Source organism: Inquilinus limosus DSM 16000, from assembly GCF_000423185.1.
GTDB lineage: Bacteria > Pseudomonadota > Alphaproteobacteria > DSM-16000 > Inquilinaceae > Inquilinus > Inquilinus limosus.
Map to the genome: position 1 here is coordinate 78,182 of NZ_AUHM01000015.1, position 21,146 is coordinate 99,327.

The 21,146-nt window shown below is 70.3% G+C and carries 21 protein-coding genes, 1 tRNA gene and 1 other RNA gene; 13 read left to right on the forward strand and 10 right to left on the reverse strand.

Features of this window, described 5'->3' with window-relative positions; translation table 11 throughout:
* Window positions 1–18 precede the first annotated feature (18 nt).
* A complete protein-coding gene (locus G537_RS45420; protein ID WP_281171488.1) occupies window positions 19–147 on the reverse strand; it encodes a hypothetical protein in 129 nt (42 codons plus the stop codon).
* Window positions 148–306: 159 nt separating this feature from the next.
* On the opposite strand from G537_RS45420, the gene G537_RS38220 reads away from it, so the two are divergent.
* Window positions 307–1,617, forward strand: a complete 1,311-nt coding sequence (locus G537_RS38220; RefSeq protein WP_211230394.1) for an MFS transporter — start codon at window positions 307–309, stop codon at window positions 1,615–1,617.
* A gap of 15 nt (window positions 1,618–1,632) precedes the next feature.
* On the opposite strand, the gene G537_RS0115735 is transcribed toward G537_RS38220, so the two are convergent.
* The 3 genes from G537_RS0115735 to G537_RS0115745 all read right to left on the reverse strand — a co-directional run bounded on the left by G537_RS0115735 (window position 1,633) and on the right by G537_RS0115745 (window position 5,198).
* Entirely contained in the window at window positions 1,633–2,325 is a 693-nt protein-coding gene (locus tag G537_RS0115735; RefSeq protein WP_026870934.1) for a response regulator transcription factor, read from the reverse strand.
* Window positions 2,315–2,704 carry a response regulator gene (locus G537_RS0115740; RefSeq protein ID WP_026870935.1) on the reverse strand — a complete coding sequence of 130 codons (390 nt, stop codon included), beginning with the start codon at window positions 2,702–2,704 and terminating at the stop codon, window positions 2,315–2,317. Before G537_RS0115740 ends, G537_RS0115735 begins: the two co-directional genes overlap by 11 nt.
* A gap of 64 nt (window positions 2,705–2,768) precedes the next feature.
* Window positions 2,769–5,198: an MASE1 domain-containing protein gene (locus G537_RS0115745; protein WP_026870936.1), complete on the reverse strand. Its 2,430-nt coding sequence runs from the start codon at window positions 5,196–5,198 to the stop codon at window positions 2,769–2,771.
* Between the two features lie 335 nt (window positions 5,199–5,533).
* On the opposite strand from G537_RS0115745, the gene G537_RS0115750 reads away from it, so the two are divergent.
* From G537_RS0115750 to G537_RS38225, 10 genes are all read left to right on the forward strand, one after another.
* On the forward strand, window positions 5,534–6,058 hold the full coding sequence (locus G537_RS0115750; RefSeq protein ID WP_026870937.1) for a 2,4'-dihydroxyacetophenone dioxygenase family protein: 525 nt from the start codon (window positions 5,534–5,536) through the stop codon (window positions 6,056–6,058).
* A gap of 47 nt (window positions 6,059–6,105) precedes the next feature.
* Entirely contained in the window at window positions 6,106–7,407 is a 1,302-nt protein-coding gene (locus G537_RS0115755; protein ID WP_026870938.1) for an MFS transporter, read from the forward strand.
* Window positions 7,404–8,126: an SDR family NAD(P)-dependent oxidoreductase gene (locus G537_RS0115760; protein ID WP_026870939.1), complete on the forward strand. Its 723-nt coding sequence runs from the start codon at window positions 7,404–7,406 to the stop codon at window positions 8,124–8,126. The genes G537_RS0115755 and G537_RS0115760 overlap by 4 nt, the downstream gene beginning before the upstream one ends.
* Before the next feature lie 19 nt (window positions 8,127–8,145).
* Window positions 8,146–8,928 carry an IclR family transcriptional regulator gene (locus G537_RS0115765; protein WP_034851875.1) on the forward strand — a complete coding sequence of 261 codons (783 nt, stop codon included), beginning with the start codon at window positions 8,146–8,148 and terminating at the stop codon, window positions 8,926–8,928.
* A gap of 61 nt (window positions 8,929–8,989) precedes the next feature.
* An RNA gene (gene ffs, locus G537_RS42675) (signal recognition particle sRNA small type) lies at window positions 8,990–9,090 on the forward strand.
* Window positions 9,091–9,174: 84 nt separating this feature from the next.
* Complete coding sequence (locus G537_RS0115770) at window positions 9,175–11,031, forward strand: DNA polymerase III subunit gamma/tau (RefSeq protein WP_026870941.1); 1,857 nt, start codon at window positions 9,175–9,177, stop codon at window positions 11,029–11,031.
* Window positions 11,028–11,351, forward strand: a complete 324-nt coding sequence (locus G537_RS0115775; RefSeq protein ID WP_026870942.1) for a YbaB/EbfC family nucleoid-associated protein — start codon at window positions 11,028–11,030, stop codon at window positions 11,349–11,351. Before G537_RS0115770 ends, G537_RS0115775 begins: the two co-directional genes overlap by 4 nt.
* A 17-nt stretch (window positions 11,352–11,368) precedes the next feature.
* A complete protein-coding gene (fmt, locus tag G537_RS0115780) occupies window positions 11,369–12,286 on the forward strand; it encodes a methionyl-tRNA formyltransferase (RefSeq protein WP_211230395.1) in 918 nt (305 codons plus the stop codon).
* Between the two features lie 62 nt (window positions 12,287–12,348).
* On the forward strand, window positions 12,349–13,788 hold the full coding sequence (locus G537_RS0115785) for an SLC13 family permease (RefSeq protein ID WP_051248462.1): 1,440 nt from the start codon (window positions 12,349–12,351) through the stop codon (window positions 13,786–13,788).
* Window positions 13,789–13,807: 19 nt separating this feature from the next.
* Window positions 13,808–15,028 (forward strand): glycerate kinase family protein, encoded by a 1,221-nt coding sequence (locus G537_RS38225; RefSeq protein ID WP_211230396.1) that lies wholly within the window; start codon window positions 13,808–13,810, stop codon window positions 15,026–15,028.
* Window positions 15,029–15,070: 42 nt separating this feature from the next.
* On the opposite strand, the gene G537_RS0115795 is transcribed toward G537_RS38225, so the two are convergent.
* The 3 genes from G537_RS0115795 to G537_RS0115805 are packed head-to-tail and all read right to left on the reverse strand — an operon-like array spanning window position 15,071 to window position 16,537.
* Window positions 15,071–15,496, reverse strand: a complete 426-nt coding sequence (locus tag G537_RS0115795) for a hypothetical protein (protein WP_026870945.1) — start codon at window positions 15,494–15,496, stop codon at window positions 15,071–15,073.
* 13 nt (window positions 15,497–15,509) lie between these two features.
* On the reverse strand, window positions 15,510–16,034 hold the full coding sequence (locus G537_RS0115800; RefSeq protein WP_026870946.1) for a lipoprotein: 525 nt from the start codon (window positions 16,032–16,034) through the stop codon (window positions 15,510–15,512).
* Window positions 16,035–16,057: 23 nt separating this feature from the next.
* Window positions 16,058–16,537, reverse strand: coding sequence for a hypothetical protein (locus G537_RS0115805; protein ID WP_245579030.1), 480 nt, complete (start codon window positions 16,535–16,537; stop codon window positions 16,058–16,060).
* 200 nt (window positions 16,538–16,737) lie between these two features.
* Here G537_RS0115805 and truA point away from each other — a divergent pair, with 200 nt between their 5' ends.
* Complete coding sequence (gene truA / locus G537_RS38230) at window positions 16,738–17,601, forward strand: tRNA pseudouridine(38-40) synthase TruA (RefSeq protein WP_081688845.1); 864 nt, start codon at window positions 16,738–16,740, stop codon at window positions 17,599–17,601.
* A 454-nt stretch (window positions 17,602–18,055) separates the two neighbouring features.
* On the opposite strand, the gene dapE is transcribed toward truA, so the two are convergent.
* The 3 genes from dapE to G537_RS0115825 all read right to left on the reverse strand — a co-directional run bounded on the left by dapE (window position 18,056) and on the right by G537_RS0115825 (window position 20,609).
* Window positions 18,056–19,237 (reverse strand): succinyl-diaminopimelate desuccinylase, encoded by a 1,182-nt coding sequence (gene dapE, locus G537_RS0115815; RefSeq protein WP_026870948.1) that lies wholly within the window; start codon window positions 19,235–19,237, stop codon window positions 18,056–18,058.
* A 6-nt stretch (window positions 19,238–19,243) separates the two neighbouring features.
* A complete protein-coding gene (dapD, locus tag G537_RS0115820; RefSeq protein ID WP_026870949.1) occupies window positions 19,244–20,086 on the reverse strand; it encodes a 2,3,4,5-tetrahydropyridine-2,6-dicarboxylate N-succinyltransferase in 843 nt (280 codons plus the stop codon).
* An 85-nt stretch (window positions 20,087–20,171) separates the two neighbouring features.
* On the reverse strand, window positions 20,172–20,609 hold the full coding sequence (locus G537_RS0115825) for a DUF4864 domain-containing protein (RefSeq protein WP_211230397.1): 438 nt from the start codon (window positions 20,607–20,609) through the stop codon (window positions 20,172–20,174).
* A gap of 211 nt (window positions 20,610–20,820) precedes the next feature.
* On the opposite strand from G537_RS0115825, the gene G537_RS0115830 reads away from it, so the two are divergent.
* Window positions 20,821–20,897: transfer RNA gene (locus G537_RS0115830), tRNA-Arg, on the forward strand.
* The last annotated feature ends 249 nt before the right edge of the window (window positions 20,898–21,146 follow it).

Genomic DNA, 21,146 nt, shown 5'->3' on the forward strand with positions numbered 1-21,146 from the left:
AAGACGTTCGGAGCTCGCCTATTGGCCGATGAGCCATGCCAGGGTGCCGCCGACGGCCGAAAGCAGCCCCCAGATCAGGAACATCCTCGCGGTTCCGACCATCATGTTGTCGCCGAGGATCTTCCTGATGATGCGGTCGTCGTCCACGATGGTCCCCATCGATGCGGCGCTGGGCGTCAATGCCCTCGGCACAAGGGGCTGTCAACGACGCGCCTGCATCTCCGGCGCGCGGCAGCGGCCCGCGGATGCGGTGCTCGGCATTTCGGATGATCAGGTGGTGATCGAAACGGGCGGGATCGAGGTAGGATGCAGGTGGCGGGCAGCGCCGGACGCCCGGGTGCCGACGACTGGACCTTCGGCCCGAACTGCGTCGGCCGGGACGTGCGGATGCCCCGGCCGGCGAACAGGGAGCGCAACCGAACCATGACCATATCCCCGCGCGATCCTGTGACGGCTCGCGATCCGGCGTCCCTTGTGATCGGTGCGATTGCCGCGCAGGTGATCGGCGGGTTGGTCGCGCAGATGTCGCCCTTCATGATCGGCGGGTTCATGGATGGTCTCTCGCTTTCGGAACGCGACGCCGGCTTCGTCGCCTCGGTCGAGTTCCTGGCCCTCGCCATCACCGCGATCGCCATCGCGCCGGCTCTGCCCCGGCTGTCCTTTCGACGCGTCGGCCTCGTCGCCGTCGCGCTGGCGTTGCTTGCCCAGGCCGCTTCGATCTTCAGCGCTTCGCTGGCGTCACTCGCCCTGCTGCGCGGACTCGCGGGCGTCGGCGAGGGCGCGCTTTGGGCCGTGTCGCTCTCCATCATCGCCTCCCGTTCCCGCAACCCGGACAAGGTCTACGGCTATTTCCAGGTCGTCTGGGCCTTGGGCAGCGTCCCGCTCTTCGCCGTCGGCGGTCAGCTCACCGACGCCTATGCGCAGCGCGGCATCCTCGCGCTGGTCGCGGGCGTGACCCTCGCCCTCGCGCCGCTGCTGCTGCTCATTCCGGACGCCAGGGCCAAAAGCGACGAGGCCGCGACGGACGCGGCGCAGGCCCCGCCGCTGCTCGGGATCACAACGCTCGCGGCGACTGCGCTCTACGTGACGGCCTCCGCCGCGCTCTACGCCTTCAGCGCGCCTCTGGGCGAGCTTGCGGGCCTCGACGCGGGCGCCGTCGGCTATGCGCTCACCGTCGCATCGCTGGTCGGTCTCGCCGGCGCAGGGGCCGCCACCGTGCTCAACATACGCTGGGGGCGGGCGCTCCCCGTTTCGGGGTTCTGCGTCGTCTTCATGCTCGTCGCGCTCGTGCTCTGTCTCTGGCGCAACCCGACTGCCTATGTCGTCGCCCTCGTCGCATCGGTCATCATCTATTACTTCTCGATGCCCTACATGTTCGGCCTCGCCGCCGCGCTCGACCGCAGCGGGCGCTGGGCCGCAGCGGCGGGATCGGCCTATCTGCTCGGCTTCGCTGCCGGCCCGGCGGCCGCCGGCGCCCTGATCGTGGCGGCGGGCTATGCCGGCCTCGCCGCCGCCTGCGTCGCCATCACGGCCGCCGCCTGGGGGCTGGCCATGATCGTCCATCGGCGCCTGAGAGGGCCGGTCCACGCCGCGCTTCCCTCCGACGCCCCGGCCTGAAGCGGCCGGGCGAGCCTAGGCCGCTCCCCTCTCGCGCAGCTCGGCCGGCAGCGCCTCCCAGGCGCGAACGAGCTCGCCGACGGAGGTCAGCTGCATCTTGCGCATGACGTTGCTGCGGTGGAGCTTGACGGTGACCTCGCTGATGTCGAGGTCATAGGCGATCTGTTTGTTGAGGCGCCCCAGAGCCACGGCGCACATCACCTGCCGCTCGCGCGGGGTCAGGGTCCTGTAGCGGTCGAGATGCAGCCGAGTGACCCGGGCCTTGGCGCGCTGCGCGGCATCCAGCGCAACGCCCGCAGCCACTGCGTCCAGCAGCGTCTGGTCCCGCACCGGTTTGGTGAGGAAATCCACGGCGCCAGCCTTCATCGCCTGGACCGTCATCGGAATGTCGCCGTGCCCGGTCAGGAAGATGATCGGCTTGGTGTTGCCGTTCTGGGCCAGATGCTGCTGCAGGTCGAGGCCGCTCGCCCCCGGCATGCGCACGTCCAGGATCATGCAGCCGGGGCTGTCCACGATATCGGCGCCGAGCAATTCGCGGGTCGAAGCGAAGCAGACCGGCTGGAAACCCGCCGACAGCATCAATTCCGACAGCGCCTCCCGAACGGATGCCTGATCATCGACGATGATGACGATCGCCTGCTCCGTGTCGCTCCCTCGCTGCGGCGATAACGGTGCCGATCTCCCTAGGAGCGGCTGGTCAACTTGCATGATCACCCTCCCTGTCTCGGTTGCGTAAGGCGTCGCCGACGGCCGCAAGCAGGGCCTTGGCGTCGAAGGGCTTGCGGAAGAATCCGCTGATGCCCTGGGCTCGGTCCTGATCCGCGATTTCATGGCGGCCGGTGATCAGGAACACCGGCAGCTCGGGACGCGCCTTCCGCACCAGGTCGCGAAGCTCGAAACCGTCCATGCCGGGCAACCCGATGTCGGTGATGAGCAGGTCCAGACCCGACAGACCGCTGATCAGCAGCGATCCCGCCGACGAGAAGCTGCGGGCCACATAGCCCGCGGACTCCAGAAGATCCTGCAGCGATTCCAGCAGCCTCGGATCGTCATCGACGATCGCCACGACAGGTCCCGGCTTGCTCACGCTCAACTCCCCTTGCCCGGCGCGAATGCGTGATCGGCATCTCCGATCTTTCCGCGATTCCAGCTCATGCTGCCTCGCTCGCGACCAGCGGAAGCGTGAAGATGACGGTCGCCCCGCACGGCTCGTTGTCGGCTGTCCAGAGGCGCCCCCTATGCGATTCGATGATCGAACGGCAGATGGCGAGCCCCATGCCCATCCCATGCTGCTTGGTCGTGAAGAACGGTTCGAAGACGCGCTCGGGGTCCCTGAAACCCGGTCCGGCGTCTCGAACCTCGACGCGGATCGTGTCGGGGCCGTCGCGGCGGGAGCGGATCTGGAGCGCACGCTCACCGTCGAACACGCCGTCCATCGCCTCGATCCCGTTCCGGATCAGGTTCACGATCACCTGCTGCACCTGGACACGATCGAGCGCGACCGACGGCAGGTCCGGCGCGAGGGCGGTCCTGATGCGGATGTCCTTCGCCGCGATCTCGTCGGCCATCAGCGTGCAAACCTCGCCGATCAGGCGGTTGACGTCTTCCGACGACCGGGTTTGCGGCGCGTGCCGGAAGAGGGCGCGGATGCGGCTGATGACATCGGCAGCCGAGTTGGCGTCGCGGGTGATGCGCTCGGCCGTGATCTTCGCGCGCTCGATGTTCGGGGGCTCAGCGGACAGCCAGCGGTGGCAGGCGTGGGAATTGGCGACGATCGCGGCCAGCGGCTGGTTCACCTCATGCGCGATCGAGGCGGAAAGCTCGGCCAGGCTTGCCGCCTGGGTCGCCTGTGCGAGCCTGCCCGAGGCGCGCCGCAGCGCGTCTTCGGCGCGCACCTGATCGTCGATGTCGTGGCAGAGGCCGAACCACTGGACGATGCGTCCATCCTCATCCCGCAGCGGCTCGGCGCGGCCCGACATCCAGCGATACTCGCCGTCGTGACGACGCAGCCGATACTTCATGGAGAAGACTTCGCCCGTGGCGAGGCAGCGGCCGAACACCTCGTTCATCTCCACCGTATCGTCCGGATGGAAGATCGTGGCCATCACCACCTCCAGCCGCATCCTGTCCGTCGTGTCGACGCCGAGATAGTCGGCCATGTGCTTGTTGAGGAAGGACGTTTCTCCCTCCGGGGTGACGCGCCAGAGGTGACTCGGAATCATGTCCACGAGCAGCGAGAGCTCCCGCTCCCGGGCCTGCAGCGCCTCTTCGGCGTGCATCTGATCGTCGATGTCGTGGCAGAGGCCGTACCACTGGAGGATGCGTCTCGAGAGATCCCGCATCGGCTCCGCCCGGCTCGACATCCAGCGGTAGACGCCGTCGTGGCGACGCAGCCGATACCGCATGGCGAAAGCTTCGCCGGTTCGGAGGCAACGCCCGAGCGCGTCCCCGAACGCCGATGCGTCGTCGGGGTGGACGGAGGCCTCTATCATCGCGGCCAGCCGGGTCATTCCCGGCTTGTCCGTATCCGGCACGTCCAGGCCTGTGAAATCGACCATGCGCTTGTTGAAGAAGGTCGGCTCGCCGTCGGGCGTCAGGCGCCAGACATGGCTCGGGACCATGTCCACGAGCTGCGAGAGCTCGCGCTCCCGGTGGCGCAACGCCTCCACGCTTTGGCGCAATGTGAGCACCGCCATATGGTGCTGCCGGGATATGGCGGCCACGATCAGCGCCGATAAGGCCGAGATCGCCAGGAACAGCTGCAGCATGACCTGCTTGTGCCTCTGGGACTCGGGATCGCCGGCAAACTGGCTGGCGCCGAAGACCGTGAACGCCGCCGTGACCAGGGCCAGGAGGGCCAGGGTGGCGACGGCGCCCTTGAACTCGAAGCGCACCGCGGCCCAGAGCAGAGGCGGCATGACGATGTAGGCGAAGGGCAGGTAACCGCTCAAGGACAGGGCGGCGGCGGCGAGAAAGATCAGCCCCAGGACGCCGGCCTCGATCCAGCGCGCGGCCGAGATCCGGGCCTTGCCGCGCCAGCTCTGGAACACGACCAGCGCCAGCGGCGCCACGATCAGGACCCCGGTGGCGTCTCCGATCCACCAGAGCGGCCAGGCGGTGGCGAAGGATTGCGATTGGATGCCGAACCACGCCAGCGTCGCGCTTCCCACCGTCGCGCTGATCACCGGCGCGATTCCGGCGCCCAGCACGACCAGTGCGAGAACCTCCCGCAGGGTCTCCAGCCGGACCGGCCGCCCGCAGGCCCGGTTCACCAGCCATGCGCCGGCCGCCGCCTCGAGAGCGTTGCCGGCATAGATCAGCAAGGCCGCCGGCAGCGGGCTGTGGAACCACAGGACATTGCTGAACAGCTCGGCCAGGCAGCCCCCCAGCACCCACCACGGCCAGCTGGGCCTCGGGGCCAGGATCAGCGTCGCCATGAAAAGCCCGCCCGGAGGCCAGATGGAAATGCCCGTGCCGGGCACGATCGCGAGCGACTGGGCGAAGCCGCCGGCCAGCACGTAGGCCGCCATGAACAGCCCCAGGTGCAGGAATGGGGGGCGGTGCGACCAGGCGCGCATCATCGGCTGCTCCTACCGGACCAAGACGCCCTGGGGGACCGTCAACGTCCGTCTACACATCCATGTCCGGGGCGACGACATCCGAGCTGGCGATATTGCACTCCACTCCACTCTAATCCCGGCATGCCTCAACCGCACCTCATGGAAATCCATGCATTGTGCGGAGGCGTGACCGCTGCGGCCTTGCGCTTCGGGGCGAGCCGGGCCGGTCCGGTGAACGTCTCGCGAGGCGGAGAGGCGCTCATTTGTCCGGCTATTGACAGGCCGGCGGTGACGGGTCCAGTGTCGATCCACAATATGGATAGATCGTCCACATAGTGGACAAGGAGGAAAGCGTCATGCCAGCCGACGCCGCCGACACCAAGCGGATGCCCTACCAGTATCCGAACCCGTCCGAGGCGCTGCCCGACATCGTCGTGCCGCACGCCATCCCGCAGGACGAGCGGATCTGGGTGCCGCAGGCCGAGAACGTCTGGTTCCGGCCACTTTGTCTTAACATCTCAAGCGGTTATTGGATGAACCTCCTGCGGGTTCGCAAGGCCGGCGTGCTCAGCCGCCACCGCCATCCGGGGCCGGTGCATGGTTTCGTGCTGAGGGGCAGCTGGCGCTACCTGGAGCATGACTGGGTCGCCACCGAGGGCAGCTACGTCTTCGAGCCGCCGGGCGAGACCCACACCCTCGTGGTCGACGAGGATGTCGAGGAGATGATCACCTACTTCCAGGTCAACGGCGTCATGTACTACGTCGACCCCTGGGGCAAGCACACCGGCTACGAGGACGTGTTCACCAAGCTGGACATGTGCCGCAAGCACTACACCGAAGTCGGGCTCGGCGCGGACTACGTCGATCAGTTCATCCGCTGATCGCGACCGAAAAGCCAGAAAATCCAAGGTTCTGAGGAAAACGTCTCATGTCATCCGGCAAGCCGCCGCGGATCCGCCGGATCCAGTGGATCGCCGTCGCCTTCCTGACCGCGGCCGGCATCGTCAACTATCTCGACCGCAGCACCCTGTCGATCGCCAATCACGACATCTCCGCCGAGCTCGGCCTGTCGGGCACGCAGATGGGGCTGCTGCTCTCCGCCTTCTCCTGGGCCTACGCCTTCTCGCAGCTGCCGGTCGGAGCGATGCTCGACCGCTTCGGCGCCCGCATCATGCTCGGCGCCGGCATGTTCTTCTGGTCGCTGGCGCAGCTCGCCGGCGGGCTGGCGCAGTCGCTGGGCCAGCTGATCGGCACCCGGGCCGTGCTCGGCGTCGGCGAGGCGCCCCAGTTCCCGGCCGGCGCCAAGGTGATCAGCGAATGGTTCCCGATGCGCGAGCGCGGCATGCCGACCGGCGTTTTCATCGCCTCCTCCTGCATCGGCCCGGCGATCGCGCCGCCGATCCTGACCGCGCTCATGCTGGCCTTCGGCTGGCGCCCGATGTTCGTCCTGATGGGCGCGCTCGGCGTGATCGTCGCCGTCGGCTGGTACCTGATCTACCGCAACCGCGGCGAGACGCCGCTGACCGAGGCCGAACGCTCCTTCCTCGACGACGGCCGCCCGGCGCAGGCCAAGCCGCGGCAGAGCTTCGCCGACTGGGCCGGGCTGTTCGCGAACCGCACCACCTGGGGCATGGTGCTCGGCTTCATGGGCGTGATCTACATGGTCTGGCTGTACCTGACCTGGCTGCCCGGCTATCTGGAGCATGAACGGGGTCTCAGCATCGCCCGCACCGGCTGGGTGGTGGCCATCCCCTATCTCGTCGGCGCGCTCGGCATGCTCTGCTCCGGCAAGGTGGCGGACTTCCTGCTGGCCCGCGGCGTCGGGGCTGTCGCCAGCCGCAAATGGCCGATGGCGGCGGGGCTGGTCGGCGGCGCGGTCTTCACCCTGCCGGCCGCCTATACGCCGAGCCTGACCATGGCGATCGTTTACATCTCGCTGGCCATGTTCTGCATCAACTACGCCAGCTCGACCGCCTGGATGCTGGTCAGCGCCGCGGCGCCGTCGCGGCAGGTGGCGTCGCTCGGCAGCATCCAGAACTTCGGCGGCTACTTCGCCGGCTCCTTCGCGCCGATCATCACCGGCTTCGTGCTCGACCGGACCGGCTCCTTCGTCGACGCCCTGCTGATCAGCGCCGCCGTCGCCGCGGTGGCCGCCCTGGCGCTCGTGGTGCTGGTGCGGAACCCGATCGCGGACCGGGCGGCGGCAGCCCCGGAGGGGAGCTTCGCATGACCTTCCAGCCCGATCTCTTCACCGGCCGCACGGTCCTCGTCTCCGGCGGCACCCAGGGCATCGGCGCCGCCATCGCGGCCGAGCTGGCGCGGCTGGGGGCGACCGTGACCGCCGCCGGCCTGGCCCCGGCCGCGGGGGCCGAGCCGCCGCAGGGCGCGCAGCTGGCCGAGCTCGACGTCACCGACGCCGCGGCGGTCGAGGCGCTGATCGGCGGCCTCGGCCGGCTCGACATCCTGGTCAACTGCGCCGGGGTGATCCGCCGCGGGGCGGAGCACGACCCGGCGGTGTTCGAGCAGGTGCTGGCGGTGAACCTGACCGGCACGATGCGGCTCTGCGCCGCCGCCCGGCCGCTGCTGAAGGAGGCGAAGGGCTGCATCGTCAACACCGCCTCGATGCTCAGCTTCTTCGGCGGCGGGCTGGTGCCGGGCTACAGCGCCAGCAAGGGAGGGGTGCTGCAGCTGACCAAGTCGCTCGCCATCGCCTATGCCGCGGACGGCATCCGGGTGAACGCGGTGGCGCCGGGCTGGATCGCCACGCCGCTGACCCAGGCGCTGCAGGACGACCCGGCCCGCTCCGCCGCCATCCTGGCCCGCACCCCGATGGGCCGCTGGGGCCGGCCGGAGGACGTGGCCCAGGCCGTCGCCTTCCTGTGCAGCCCGGCCGCCGGCTTCATCACCGGCGTGGCGCTGCCGGTCGATGGCGGCTATCTCGTCGCCTGAGTCAGGGGATCGAGCGGTGATGGGGCAGGGCGGTTCGGCGGCGGTGCAGGGGGCGGCGGCCTTCGGCAAGGCGATGACGGTGCTGCAGGCCGTGGCCGATGCCGTCGAGCCGGTCTCGGTCGCGGCGATCGCCCGCATCACCGGCCATCCGCGCCCGACCGTGCACCGCATCGTCGCGGCGCTCGCGGCCGAGGGCATGCTGGCGGAGGTGCCGCGCGGCGGCGCCTTCGGCCTCGGCCCGCGGCTGATGGCGCTGGCGGCCCGCGCCTGGGACCGGTTCGAGCTGCGCCTGATCGCGGCGGCGGAGCTGGCGAAGCTGCGCGACGCCACCGGCGAGACCGTGCATCTCGCCGTCCGCAGCGGGCATGAGATGATCTATGTCGACAAGCTGGAGAGCCCGCGGGCGGTGCGCATGGCCTCGCGCATCGGCACCCGCGTGCCGCTCCATTCCAGCTCCGTCGGCAAGGCGTGGCTCGCGGCGCTGCCGCCGGCCGAGGCCGCGGCACTGCTGCCGACGCTCGATCTCGTCGCGATGACACCGCAGACGCTGACGACGGTCGAGGCTCTGGCGGCGGAGATCGAGCGCATCCGCGCCCGCGGTTATTCCATCGACGCCGAGGAGAACGAGGCCGACATCTGGTGCTATGGCGGCGCGATCGAGGGGGCCGGCGGGGCGGTCGGCTGCATCAGCGTCAGCATCCCGAAATACCGGGCCGCGACCGACGACCCCGAACGCTACGCCGGGCCGCTGCTCGCCTGCTGCCGCCGCATCGCCGCGCTGGTGGCTGAGGGGGTGCGGTGAGCGTGTGGAGGTTTCGTGAAATCCGCCCTTGCCTCCGGCGGCCGAAGCTCCGATATAGGGCGCGGGAGATCGGCGCGGGCGTGTCCCTCGCCAACCCGGTCAGGTCCGGAAGGAAGCAGCCGTAACGAGTTTCGGCACGGGTCGTTGCCGGTCTCCCACCTTTCCCTCACCTTCCGATCGCTCATCGCCCGACGGGTCGTGCTTCGGCCTTTCGACCGCGACGTCCATTCCCTATGATCGCGCGCCATGAGCGATGACGCAGCCCTGCCCCTGATCAGTCCCGAGGACTCGCCGCAGCCCGAAAAGGCCGCGGCCTACCGCGTGCTGGCGCGGAAGTACCGGCCGACCACCTTCGCCGACATGATCGGCCAGGACGCGCTGGTGCGCACCCTGACCAACGCCATCGCCTCGGGCCGGCTGGCGCACGCCTTCGTGCTGACCGGGGTGCGCGGCGTCGGCAAGACCACCACGGCGCGGATCCTGGCCCGGGCGCTGAACTGCGTCGGGCCGGACGGGCAGGGCGGGCCGACCGCCCATCCCTGCGGCGTGTGCGAGCCCTGCCGCACCATCCTGCAGGACCGCAACGTCGACGTGATGGAGATGGACGCCGCCAGCCGCACCGGCGTCGACGACATCCGCGAGATCATCGACGGCGTGCGCTACGGCCCGGTGGCGTCGCGCTATAAGGTCTATATCATCGACGAAGTGCACATGCTGTCCAAAAACGCCTTCAACGCGCTGTTGAAGACGTTGGAAGAACCGCCGCCGCATGTGAAATTCGTCTTCGCCACCACCGAGATCCGCAAGGTCCCGGTGACGGTGCTGTCGCGCTGCCAGCGCTTCGACCTGCGCCGCATCGGCGCCGACCAGTTGCAGGCCTATTTCACCCAGATCCTGGAGAAGGAAGGCGTGGCGGCGGAGCCGGAGGCGGTGGGCATGATCGCCCGCGCCGCCGATGGGTCGGCGCGCGACGGGCTGTCGCTGCTGGACCAGGCGATCGCCCAGGGCACGCCGGTCGGCGACAAGCCCTTCATCGCCGCCGCCCAGGTGCGCGAGATGCTGGGCCTGGCCGATCGCTCCAGCGTCATCGACATCCTGGAGGCCGCCTTCGCCGGCGAGGGCCCCCGCATGCTGGAGGGGCTGGAGGCGGCGCGCCGGGCCGGCGCCGACCCGCAATCGGTGCTGGGCGACCTGCTGGACTTCGTCCATTTCGTCACCCGCGCCCGCATGGTGCCGGCCGTCCTCGAGGATCCGTCGGTGCCGGAGGTCGAGCGCAAGCGCGGCGGCGCCCTGGCCGAGAAGATTTCCCTGCCGGGCCTGACCCGGGCTTGGCAGACCCTGCTGAAGGGGGCCGGCGAGGTGCAGGCGGCGCCGAACCCGCAGGCGGCGCTGGAGATGGTGCTGATCCGCCTGCTCTATATGAGCGATCTGCCGAGCCCGGGCGAGCTGATCCGCAAATTCGGCGACCTGCAGGCCCAGGGGGCAGTGGCCCCTGGCCCGGCCCCGGTGCCCGGCCCCGGCGGCGGCGCCCGGATGGCGGCGTCCGGCGCCGCCCTGTCCGTGGTTCCCGCCGACCCGGCGCCGGCCGCCGCGCCTGCCGTCGCCCCGGCGCCGGCCCCCGTCGCGGTTGCGGCGGCCCCGGCGGCCAAGCCGGCGCTGCGGGCCGATCCGAAGAGCTTCCAGGAGCTGGTGGAGATCGCCTTCCACCGCGACGTGGTGCTGCACGGCCAGCTGGTCAGCGCGGTGCATCTGGTGCATTTCGAGCCGGGGCGGCTGGAGTTCCGGCCGCATGAATCGGCGCCGCCGGACCTGGCCAACCGCCTGGGCACCGCGCTGCGCGACTGGACCGGCGAGCGCTGGGTGGTCAGCGTCTCCGGCGCCGAGGGCGCGCCGACGCTCTCCCAGCAGGCGCGGACCGACCGCGAGAACGCGCTGGCCCAGGCCGCCGAGCATCCGCTGGTCAAGGCGGTGATGGCCGCCTTCCCGGGCGCGGTGATCCGCGATCTGCGTAACCCGCTGGAACAGGACGATGCGGCCGGGCCGGCAGCCGAGCCGATGCCCGCCGCCGATGCCACCGATGAAGAGGAGCCGCGAGAGGCATGAAGAATCTCGGACAGATGATGAAGCAGGCGCAGGAGATGCAGGCCAAGATGGCCGAGATGCAGTCGCGCCTGGCGGAGATCGAGGTTCCGGGCCAGGCCGGCGCCGGCATGGTCTCGGTGGTGCTGAACGGCAAGGGCGAGCTGCGCTCGCTGAAGATCGACCCGAAGCTCGCCGACCCGGCCGAGATCGAGGTGCTGGAGGATCTGGTCGTCGCTGCCTTCAACGACGCCAAGGGCAAGGTCGAGGCCGCGGTGCAGGAAGAGACCCAGAAGCTGATGGGCGGGCTGAAGCTGCCGCCGGGGATGAAGCTGCCGTTCTGAGGCGCCTCGTCCCCCCAATGCCCCTGCGCCTCGCCTATATGGGCACGCCGGATTTCGCGGTGCCCGCGCTGCTCGCGCTGATCGATGCCGGGCATGAGATCGCGGCCGTCTACACCCAGCCGCCGCGCCCGGCCGGCCGCGGCTACAAGCTGCAGCCCTCGCCGGTGCAGCGCGTGGCGGAGGAGCGCGGACTGCCGGTCCGCCACCCCAAGACTCTGCGCACCCCGGAGGCGCAGGCGGAGTTCGCGTCGCTGGGCCTCGACGCCGCGGTGGTCGCGGCCTATGGGCTGATCCTGCCGCAGCCGGTGCTCGATGCGCCGCGGCTCGGCTGCTTCAACATCCATGCCTCGCTGCTGCCGCGCTGGCGCGGCGCCGCGCCGATCCACCGCGCCATCCTGGAAGGCGACGCCGAGACCGGCGTCACCATCATGCGCATGGAGGCGGGGCTGGACACCGGCCCGATGCTGCTGATGGAGCGCGTCCCGATCGGCCCGGAAACCACGACGCCGGAACTGCACGACACCCTGGCGGCCCTCGGCGCCCGGCTGATCGTGCCGGCGCTGGAGGCCGTGGCCGCGGGCACTGCAGTGGAGACGCCGCAGCCGGAGGCTGGCGTCACCTACGCCGCCAAGATCGCGCCGGAGGACGGCCGTATCGACTGGGCCGACGCCGCCGCGGTCGATCGCCAGGTGCGGGCCCTGACGCCGAAGCCCGGCGCCTGGTTCGAGCATGAAGGGGAGCGGATCAAGGTGCTGGCGGCCGTGCCGGCCGAAGGCTCCGGCGCGGCGGGCATGGTGCTGGACGACAAGCTGACGGTGGCCTGCGGCCGCGGCGCGATCCGGCTTCTCCGGCTGCAGCGCCCGGGCAAGGCGCCGGTGCCGGCGCGCGATCTGCTGAACGGGTTCCCGATCCCGGCCGGCACCATCTTGAACTAGGTACGGAATAAGATCCCAGGCCCACCGTTGTCACGGAAACGTCACATGATCCGGAGACAACGGTGCCCGCCCGACAAACCCTCGCGCCGCCCCTCGCACCGGGCCGCCTGACCCTTCCCGAACCGCGGACGCTTCTCGCCCTCTCGCTGGCGGTCCTGCTGCCGGTCGCGGTCGATATCGGGCTGGCGTCGCTCGACCGGCCGGCCCGCGCCGCTCTGATCCTGTTCGGCCTCGCCGTCATCGGCTGGGGGCTGACGCGGCTGGACGACACGCTGGTCGCGCTGCTGGCGGCGCTCGGCATGGCGCTCTGGGTCTTCCCGGCGCCGGACCCGGTGTTCGCGGCGCTGGGCAACGACCTCGTCTGGCTGCTGATCGCCGCCTTCATCCTGGCGGATGCGTTGAAGCGGGCGGGGCTGGCCGACCGCCTGGCCCGGCTGGTCGCGGCGCGTGCCCGCACCCCGCGCACGCTGTTCCATGGGCTCGGCCTCGTGATGCTGGCGACCGCCTTCGTCGTTCCCTCGACCTCGGGCCGGGCCGCGCTGATGATCCCGGTCCATGCGGCGCTGGCCGGCGCCACCACCAATCCCCGCCTGCGCCGGGCCCTGGCGCTGCTGTTCCCGACCGCGATCCTGCTCTCCGCCTTCGCCTCGCTGACCGGCGCCGGCGCCCATCTGCTGGCGGCCGAGATGATCGGGCGCTGGACCGGCCGGCCGATCGGCTTCCTCGACTGGGCGCTGCTGGGCCTGCCTTTCGCCCTGGCCAGCACGGCGCTGGCGATCGAGGCGATCCTGCTGCTGTTCCTGACGCCGGAGGACCGCCGCACCCCGCTGGTGGCGCCGATCGCGACGGCGGCGGCGCCCGGGCGCCGCGCCGGCTCCGCGGGCGCGATCGCGGCCCTGGTCGTGCTCGGCTGGTTCACCGCACCGCTGCACGGCGTCGACGACACGCTGATCGCGCTGGCCGGGGCGCTGCTGCTGACCCTGCCGGGCCTGGGCGGTGGCGGGCTACGCGACGGGCTGAAGGCGGTGGAGTGGCCGCTGATCCTGTTCATGGCGGCGACCATCGCCATCGCCGACGGACTGGCCGCGTCCGGCGTCAGCGGCCGGATGGTCGGCGGCGCGCTCGACGGGCTCGGCGGCACGGCCCCCATCCTCGCCTGCGCCGGGCTCGCGGCGATCGGCCTGCTGCTGCATCTCGTGGTGCAGTCTCGCACCGCCCGCGTCTCGGTGCTGCTGCCGCCGGTCCTGGCCGGGGCGGCCGGGCTGGGGCTCGACCCCGCCGGCGCCGGGCTGCTGGTCGTCGCCGCAACCGGCTTCTGCCAGACGCTGATGGCCAGCGCCAAACCGGTGGCGATGTTCGGCCTGGCCGGCGAGGGCCAGGGCTACGGCCCGGCCGATCTTCTCCGTCTCTCCCTGGCGCTGCTGCCGATGCTGTTCGCGCTGCTGCTGCTCTTCGCCCTGGCCGTCTGGCCGGCGCTGGGCTTCGGCCGCTTCTCCCTCTGACCCGCTCCTCGAGGACGACATGATGATCACTCGATCGAACAAGCCGATTCGCGTCCTGCTGGCCCCGTCCGGCTTCAAGGAGGGGCTGGGCGTGGCCGATGTGATCGACTGCATGGCCCGCGGCGTCCACGCCGCGCTGCCACAGGCCGAGATCCTGTCGGCGCCGATGGTCGATGGCGGCGAGGGCTTCACCGAGACGCTGGTGGCCCTGACCGGCGGCCGCCTGCACCGGGTCACGGTCACCGGCCCGGTCGGGCAGCCGGTCGAGGCGCAGTTCGGCTTCCTCGGCGGCCGGGGCCGCATCGCGGTGCTGGAGATGGCGTCGGCGGCCGGGCTGCGCTTGGTGCCGCCGGACGCTCGCGATCCCCTGCGCACCACCAGCCGCGGCGTCGGCGAGCTGATCCGCGCCGCGCTCGACGCCGGGGCGCGGCGCATCCTGGTCGGCTGCGGCGATTCCGGGATCAATGACGGCGGCGCCGGCATGGCCCAGGCGCTCGGCATCCGCCTGCTGGACGCGACTGGGGCCGAGATCGGCTCCGGCGGCGGCGCGCTCGCCGCGCTGCGGCGGATCGACCTCGGCGGCCGCGACCCGCGGCTCGACCGGGTGCGGATCGACGTGGCGCTGAACTGGCACAACCAGCTGCTGGGGCCGCGCGGCGTCAGCCGCGTCTTCGGGCCGCAGAAGGGGGCGACCCCGGCGGCGGTCGAGGCGCTGGAGCAGGCGTTGGAGGCCTATGCCGCGGCGGTGCGGCGCGACCTCGGCATCGAGCTGCGCGGCATGCCGGGCAGCGGCGCCTCGGGTGGGCTCGGCGCCGGGCTGCACGCCCTGCTCGGCGCCAAGCTGCACCCGCGCTACGACATCGTCATGCGCTACATCGACATCGACGCGCTGCTGCGCCGGGCCGATCTGGTGCTGACGGCGGAGGGCAGCCTCGACGGCCAGACCCCCTTCGGCAAGGTGCCGTCGGAGATCGCCCGCCGCGCCAAGCGCTACGGCCTGCCGGTGATCGCGCTGGCCGGCACGGTCGGGCCGGACGCGCATCTCAACCTCGCCGCCGGCATCGACGCCTATTTCAGCATCCTGAAGCGTCCCTGCTCGCTGGCGGAGGCCCTGGCCGAGGCGCCGCGCCTGGTCGCCGATGCGGCGGAGCAGGCGCTGCGCATGGTGCTGGCGATGGCGAGCATTGGCGCTTCCCGCCGGGGCGGCCGTGGCGCAGCGCACGCCCATTCTCGGGCATGAGAAGTGACGGGGCGCACACGATGCGCCCCGCCGGCCGCTACTTCAGTCGACCTGCTGCGCCGTCAGGAACATCGCCTTTTCCAGTGCGGCGAAGAACTGCTGATAGGGCAGCGGATCCTCGACCGCCTGGTTGTTGTAGTCGGCGTTGGCGCGGACCAGCAGTTGCGTCGTCCCTCTCGGCCGGACGCTGACTGTCATGCGCAGGGCATAGCCGTCCAGCTTGGTGCCGCTGACTGTGCCCAGGGTGGCATTGGCGTTGTCCACGACGAAGCCGAGGTCCTGCAGCGTGGCGATGACGGTGCGCAGGGTCTTCTGCTGGTCCGTCGTATCGAACGCCCGGCTCTGGATGCTGCGCAGCTGGACCGCGGATGCCGATGTCGCCAGCACCTGCTTTCGGCTGTCGTCCTGACAGGCGGCGGCTGAGAGGGTCGCGGCGAGGACGATCGCTGTGGCAATGATCTTCTTCATTTTTGTGTCTGACTCAAATCTCGTTGGCCGTCAGGAATACGGACTGGCTCAGCTTGTCGAAGAATTCCTTGTAGAGCTGAGGGTCGTTCAAGCCCTCGATCTTCGAGACTTGGCCTCGGGTGTTCCAGACATAGCGCTGGAAGGTCACGCGGACGGCGGTGGACTTGCCGTCGCCGATCGGTCGCGTCACCAGGCTGGCCTTGATCTTCTGATCCTTGTCGAAGGCCTGCGGCACCCCCGTCAGGGCGGCGAGCAGCACTGCGCCGACGACCTGCCCGGTCTCGGTCGCGTCGCGGTTCTTGCTGGCGGCGATGACGCCGACCGTCGTGTCGCTCTGGTCGATGGTGAAGCCGAGATCCTGCAGCACGCCGGCGCTGGCCTGCAGCAGCTTGCCTTCATCGGCGCTGTCGAAGCGCCGGGTCTGGAGCTGACGCTGCTGTAAGCTCTCCTGGGACAGCTGCAGGGCCTCCTTGGGAATACCCTGGGCACAGCCGGCCAACAACAAGGCGGATAATGCCGCCAGAAGCATGCGTTTCATAATCGTGGTCCCCGAACGGAATATCAGAAGGCGCTGGACCGATAGGCGAAATCGCGCACCCGGTTCTGATTATCGAACTTGATGATGATGGTGATGGTCCGCTGGGTCTGCGAAACCGCGCCCGCGGATTGGCCGACGCCGCCCCCGACTCCGCCACCGAGCAGTCCGGCCCCGATGCCCGCGCCGCCGAGCACCAGCGCGTTCACCCCGCCCGAGCTGGTAGAATAGGCGGTTTCCGTCGAGACGCGGTCGTAGACCCAGACCTCACGCCGCTGCTCGTCGGTGGTCACCATGTTCGGCGAGCCCAATATCTCGACCACCTGGCCGGCAGACATGCCGACCCTGATCTCGCGCTGGACCGTGCCGATGGTGAGCCTGTCGCCCTGGTTCGCGGAAACCGCCTGGCGGTGATCCTGAGCCGACATGCAGGCTGAGACGGCCAACAGGCCCGCAATCAACGCTCCGTCGGCCATGCGACGACGGAGCAATGTCAATGCGACCAACGAATCCCCCTCCGAATCCGCATTACGCCAATGATCACAAGCGGCTGTTGAACACGCTTCTGTTCGACCTCTAAACCATAAAAATCGGATCGAATGCCTAACATTGGCGGAGCGGGATGGGGCGTGTAAAGCCCGAATATACTCTCCCCGCACGAAGGCTGGATCTGGCGCTTCCCGCCGGGGCCGCTATGGTGCGGCGCATGGCGCGGTACAAGCTCACCATCGAGTATGACGGACGGCCCTTCGTCGGCTGGCAGCGGCAGGCCCATGGCCTGTCGGTGCAGCAGGCGATCGAGGAGGCGATCTTCCGCTTCTGCGGCGAGGAGGTGCGGATCACCGCCGCCGGCCGCACCGATGCCGGGGTGCATGCGGCGGGGCAGGTGGCGCATGCCGACATCGCTCGCCCGACCGACCCCGGCACGGTGCGCGACGCGGTCAATTTCCACCTGAAGCCGCTGCCCGTGGCGATCCTGGCGGCGGAGGTCGTGGACGACCGGTTCGACGCCCGCACCTCCGCCATCCTGCGCGCCTATCGCTACCGCATCGTCAACCGCCGGGCGCCGCTGGCGCTGGAGGCGGGGAAGGCCTGGCAGGTGGCGCGGCCGCTCGACGCCGCGGCGATGCACGAGGCGGCGCAGCACCTGGTCGGGCATCACGACTTCACCAGCTTCCGCGCCGCCGAATGCCAGGCCAAGTCGCCGATGCGGACGATGGACCGGCTGGACGTGGTCCGCCGCGGCGAGGCGATCGAGATCGAGGCCGAGGCGCGATCCTTCCTGCACCACCAGATCCGCAACATCGCCGGCACGCTGAAGCTGGTGGGCGAGGGCAAGCACCCGCCCGGCTGGGTCGCCGAGGTGCTGGCGGCGCGCGACCGCGCCGCCGCCGGCGCCACCGCGCCGCCGGACGGGCTGTGCTTCCTGTGGGTGCGCTACAGGGATGAGCGGGCGACCAGCTCGATCCAGCCGGCCAGCAGCTCGGAGGCCAGCGCGTCGAACACCACCAGCCCGGCTGCGATCGGCACGTCGACCTCGACCGCGGTGCGCAGCACGAAGCCCTCGTAGAGGTAGCAGGCGGCGGCGACGGCGATGGCAACGAGGACGCCGAGCGCCCCGGGAAACAGGCCCACGGCGTCGAGGATGATGCGCACGAACTGGGCGAGCATGATCAGCAGCGCCGCCCAGTTGTAGGCGACGATCGCCTCGGGCAGGCGCCGGCCGCGGTCGAGCCAGGGCAGGATCCAGGTCAGGGCCGCCGGCATCAGCGCCCAGCCGGCGACGAAGCCGAGCGTCTGCACGATCAGCGGCAGCGGCTGCAGCAGAAGGGGCCATCTGTCGCCCAGGAACAGAAACTGGGCGATCATGTAGAGCGGGAAGGCCAGCACCGCGGCGAAGAAGCTCTTCGCCGCCCCGTCCGGCGAGATGTCGAACATGGCCATGCCGCCGACGTCGCGCCGGGCCAGGCGCCAAGCCCCCCAGACCCCGCGGATGATGTCGGCCGAAGACACCGCCATGGCCGTCAGCCCTCCTCCGGAAAGCTGTCCTCGAGCACCGCCTGGTAGATCCGGGCCAGCATCTCGATGTCCTCGACCGGGACATTCTCGTCGGTCTTGTGGATGGTGGCGTTGACCAGGCCCAGCTCGACCACCGGCGCGTAATCCTTGACGAAGCGGGCGTCGGAGGTGCCGCCGGAGGTGCTGAAGGCCGGCCGGCGGCCCGTCACCCGTTCGACCGCGCCGGCGACCCGCCCGGTCAGCTCCCCCGGCGCGGTCAGGAAACTGTCGGCGCCGCTGTGCAGTTCCAGCGCGTAATCGCCGCCGACCGCATCGAAGCGCTGGCGCAGCCAGGCGCCCAGGCTCTCCGCCGTGTGCGTGTCATTGAAGCGGATGTTGAAGACGGCACGGCCCTCGGCCGGGATCACGTTGGCGGCCGGGTTGCCGACATCGATGGTGGTGATGGCCAGCGTCGACGGGTCGAAATGGGCGCTGCCCTGGTCGATCTCCGGCCCAGGTCCCAGTGCCGCCAGCATCTGGACCAGCCGGGGCAGGGGGTTGTCGGCCTTGTTCGGATAGGCGACATGGCCCTGCACGCCGCGCACGGTCAGGCGGCCGGTCAGGCTGCCGCGCCGGCCGATCTTCATGGTGTCGCCGACCGCCTCGCTGCTGCTCGGCTCGCCGACGATGCAGGCGTCGATCGCCTCGCTGCGCGCCGCCAGGGCCTGCAGCACCTTCACCGTGCCGTTGACCGCCTCGGCCTCCTCGTCGCCGGTGATCAGCAGGCTGATCGAGCCGCCGAATCCCGGCCCACGCGCGGCCAGGAATCGCCCGGCCGCGGCGGCGAAGGCGGCGACCGCGCTCTTCATGTCGCAGGCGCCGCGGCCCCAGATCCGACCCTCGGCGATCCGGCCCTCGAAAGGCGGGAAGCGCCAGCGCGTCTCGTCCCCCGGCGGCACCACGTCGGTGTGGCCGGCGAAGCAGAGATGCGGCCGGCCCGTGCCGATGCGGGCGTGGAGGTTGTCGATCGGCGCCGTGCCCGGCGCCTCGAACCGCATCCGCTCGCAGCGGAAGCCCAGCGGCGTCAGCGCCGCCTCCAGCACCCCCAGCGCCCCGGCATCGGCCGGGGTGACGCTGGGGCAGCGGATCAGCGCCTGGGTCAGCTCGATCGGGTCGGGGGCGGCCGGGCCGCGGTACGGAGGCACCATGGAAGGTCAGTCGCGCAGCAGCTCGTTGATCGAGGTCTTGGCGCGGGTGCGCTCGTCGACCCGCTTGACGATCACGGCGCAGGCCAGCGAGGGCCCGGGCGAACCGTCGGCCAGCGGCTTGCCGGGCAGCGACCCCGGCACCACCACCGAATAGGCCGGCACCCGGCCGTAGGTGACGGTCCCGGTTTCGCGGTCGACGATCTTGGTGGTGGCGCTCAGGAACACGCCCATCGACAGCACCGAGCCGCGCTCGACGATCACGCCCTCGACCACCTCCGACCGGGCGCCGATGAAGCAGTCGTCCTCGATGATCACCGGGTTGGCCTGCAGCGGCTCCAGCACGCCGCCGATGCCGACGCCGCCCGACAGGTGGCAGTTCCTGCCGATCTGGGCACAGGAACCGACTGTGGCCCAGGTGTCGACCATGGTGCCGCTCTCGACCCGGGCGCCGACATTGACGAAGCTCGGCATCAGCACCACGCCCGGCGCGATGTAGGCGGAGCGGCGGACGACCGCGCCCGGCACGCTGCGGAACCCGGCCTCGCGGAAGCGGTTCTCGCCCCAGCCCAGCGTCTTCGGCGCCACCTTGTCGTACCAGACGGCGCCGTCGGGCCCGCCCGGGACCACCTTGCTGTCGGTGATGCGGAAGGACAGCAGCACCGCCATCTTCAGCCATTGATGGGCCTGCCACTGCCCGTCGATCTTCTCGGCCACGCGCAGAATGCCGGAATCGAGGCCCTCCAGCGCCGCCTCGATGGCGTCTCGGGCCGGGCCCTGGGTGGCCGGGGTCAGGCTGTCGCGGTCGGCCCAGGCCTGTTCGATGGCGGTCTTCAGCGCGGTGTCGGTCATGGCGGGAATTCGGCAATCTCAGGTGTCGGGCCCGCACGATGGGGCGGCCCCGTCCGGCTTGTCAACGCCACCTCTAGCCTAAGTGTCATGCCGATCGGTCGCCCTCGCGGTCCAGCCGGCAGCCGTCGATTCGCCAGCTGCCGTCGGGCTGCCGTTCCATGAAGTATTCGGCGATCACCGGCACCCCGTCCTGCCCGATGAACAGCACCTTCTGCACAATCCGGCCGCCGGTCGTGACCAGTTCGCGGAAATCGACCGAGCGCGGCCGGTAGACCGGCTGATAGCCCTGCCGGACCATGGCCATGAAGGCGTCCGGCGTGCCGAACATCCGCTGGATGCCGGGCGAGGCGTAGCCGAAGGCCTCCGCCGCCCGGTCGCCCTGGAAGGCGTCGAGCTGCTTCCGGATCACGCCGACGATGGCCGCCTGATCGGCATCGCCGGCCGGCGCCTGGGCGAAGGCGGGCATGGCGATCAGGAGGAAGAGGGCGAGAACGCGCCCGACCACGTCGCAGACCAACGCCATGACGCCCTCCCGGAGTCCGCCGTCCTGGATGTGAGATGGCGCTGCCGGACCGGGCTGGAAAGCGGCCGCAGGGCAGGGGCTTCCGCCCATGCGGCTGCCGCATGCCTCGTTTCGTGTCGGATCGATGAAAATGGGGCTTGCAATCGGGGCCGGGCATCGACTAGGTTCCGCCCGCCTGACGACGGGGCGCCGACGAGACGCCCCGCAGAACGCGCCCGTAGCTCAATTGGATAGAGCATCTGACTACGGATCAGAAGGTTAGGAGTTCGAATCTTCTCGGGCGCGCCACTATCTCGCTGAGATAGCCGTTCAGTCATCACCTTCGAATTTCTGTGCCGCTGGCCTCTAAGGCCGAGCCTCTGTGTCGGCACGGGCCATGTGGCGGTCCGTCGGTCTGAGCACGGGATCGCGAGCCAGGCTCGGGAGCACGCTCCCCGCGAACGCTGGGCTCCGGGTCGACTTCAGCCTCGTCTCATCCTCGACTCAGACGAGCCCATCGGCAGGGGTGAGGTCGGGTCCGCCGCAGCGAACCCGACC

What these genes read in the sequence shown, in the direction of transcription:
- G537_RS38220 (WP_211230394.1), top strand. Translation starts at nt 307, where the DNA reads ATGCAGGTGGCGGGCAGCGCCGGACGCCCGGGTGCCGACGACTGGACC.
- G537_RS0115735 (WP_026870934.1), bottom strand. Translation starts at nt 2,325, where the DNA reads ATGCAAGTTGACCAGCCGCTCCTAGGGAGATCGGCACCGTTATCGCCG.
- G537_RS0115745 (WP_026870936.1), bottom strand. Translation starts at nt 5,198, where the DNA reads ATGATGCGCGCCTGGTCGCACCGCCCCCCATTCCTGCACCTGGGGCTG.
- G537_RS0115750 (WP_026870937.1), top strand. Translation starts at nt 5,534, where the DNA reads ATGCCAGCCGACGCCGCCGACACCAAGCGGATGCCCTACCAGTATCCG.
- G537_RS0115755 (WP_026870938.1), top strand. Translation starts at nt 6,106, where the DNA reads ATGTCATCCGGCAAGCCGCCGCGGATCCGCCGGATCCAGTGGATCGCC.
- G537_RS0115760 (WP_026870939.1), top strand. Translation starts at nt 7,404, where the DNA reads ATGACCTTCCAGCCCGATCTCTTCACCGGCCGCACGGTCCTCGTCTCC.
- G537_RS0115765 (WP_034851875.1), top strand. Translation starts at nt 8,146, where the DNA reads ATGGGGCAGGGCGGTTCGGCGGCGGTGCAGGGGGCGGCGGCCTTCGGC.
- G537_RS0115770 (WP_026870941.1), top strand. Translation starts at nt 9,175, where the DNA reads ATGAGCGATGACGCAGCCCTGCCCCTGATCAGTCCCGAGGACTCGCCG.
- G537_RS0115775 (WP_026870942.1), top strand. Translation starts at nt 11,028, where the DNA reads ATGAAGAATCTCGGACAGATGATGAAGCAGGCGCAGGAGATGCAGGCC.
- fmt (WP_211230395.1), top strand. Translation starts at nt 11,369, where the DNA reads ATGCCCCTGCGCCTCGCCTATATGGGCACGCCGGATTTCGCGGTGCCC.
- G537_RS38225 (WP_211230396.1), top strand. Translation starts at nt 13,808, where the DNA reads ATGATGATCACTCGATCGAACAAGCCGATTCGCGTCCTGCTGGCCCCG.
- G537_RS0115795 (WP_026870945.1), bottom strand. Translation starts at nt 15,496, where the DNA reads ATGAAGAAGATCATTGCCACAGCGATCGTCCTCGCCGCGACCCTCTCA.
- G537_RS0115800 (WP_026870946.1), bottom strand. Translation starts at nt 16,034, where the DNA reads ATGAAACGCATGCTTCTGGCGGCATTATCCGCCTTGTTGTTGGCCGGC.
- truA (WP_081688845.1), top strand. Translation starts at nt 16,738, where the DNA reads ATGGCGCGGTACAAGCTCACCATCGAGTATGACGGACGGCCCTTCGTC.
- dapE (WP_026870948.1), bottom strand. Translation starts at nt 19,237, where the DNA reads ATGGTGCCTCCGTACCGCGGCCCGGCCGCCCCCGACCCGATCGAGCTG.
- dapD (WP_026870949.1), bottom strand. Translation starts at nt 20,086, where the DNA reads ATGACCGACACCGCGCTGAAGACCGCCATCGAACAGGCCTGGGCCGAC.
- G537_RS0115825 (WP_211230397.1), bottom strand. Translation starts at nt 20,609, where the DNA reads ATGGCGTTGGTCTGCGACGTGGTCGGGCGCGTTCTCGCCCTCTTCCTC.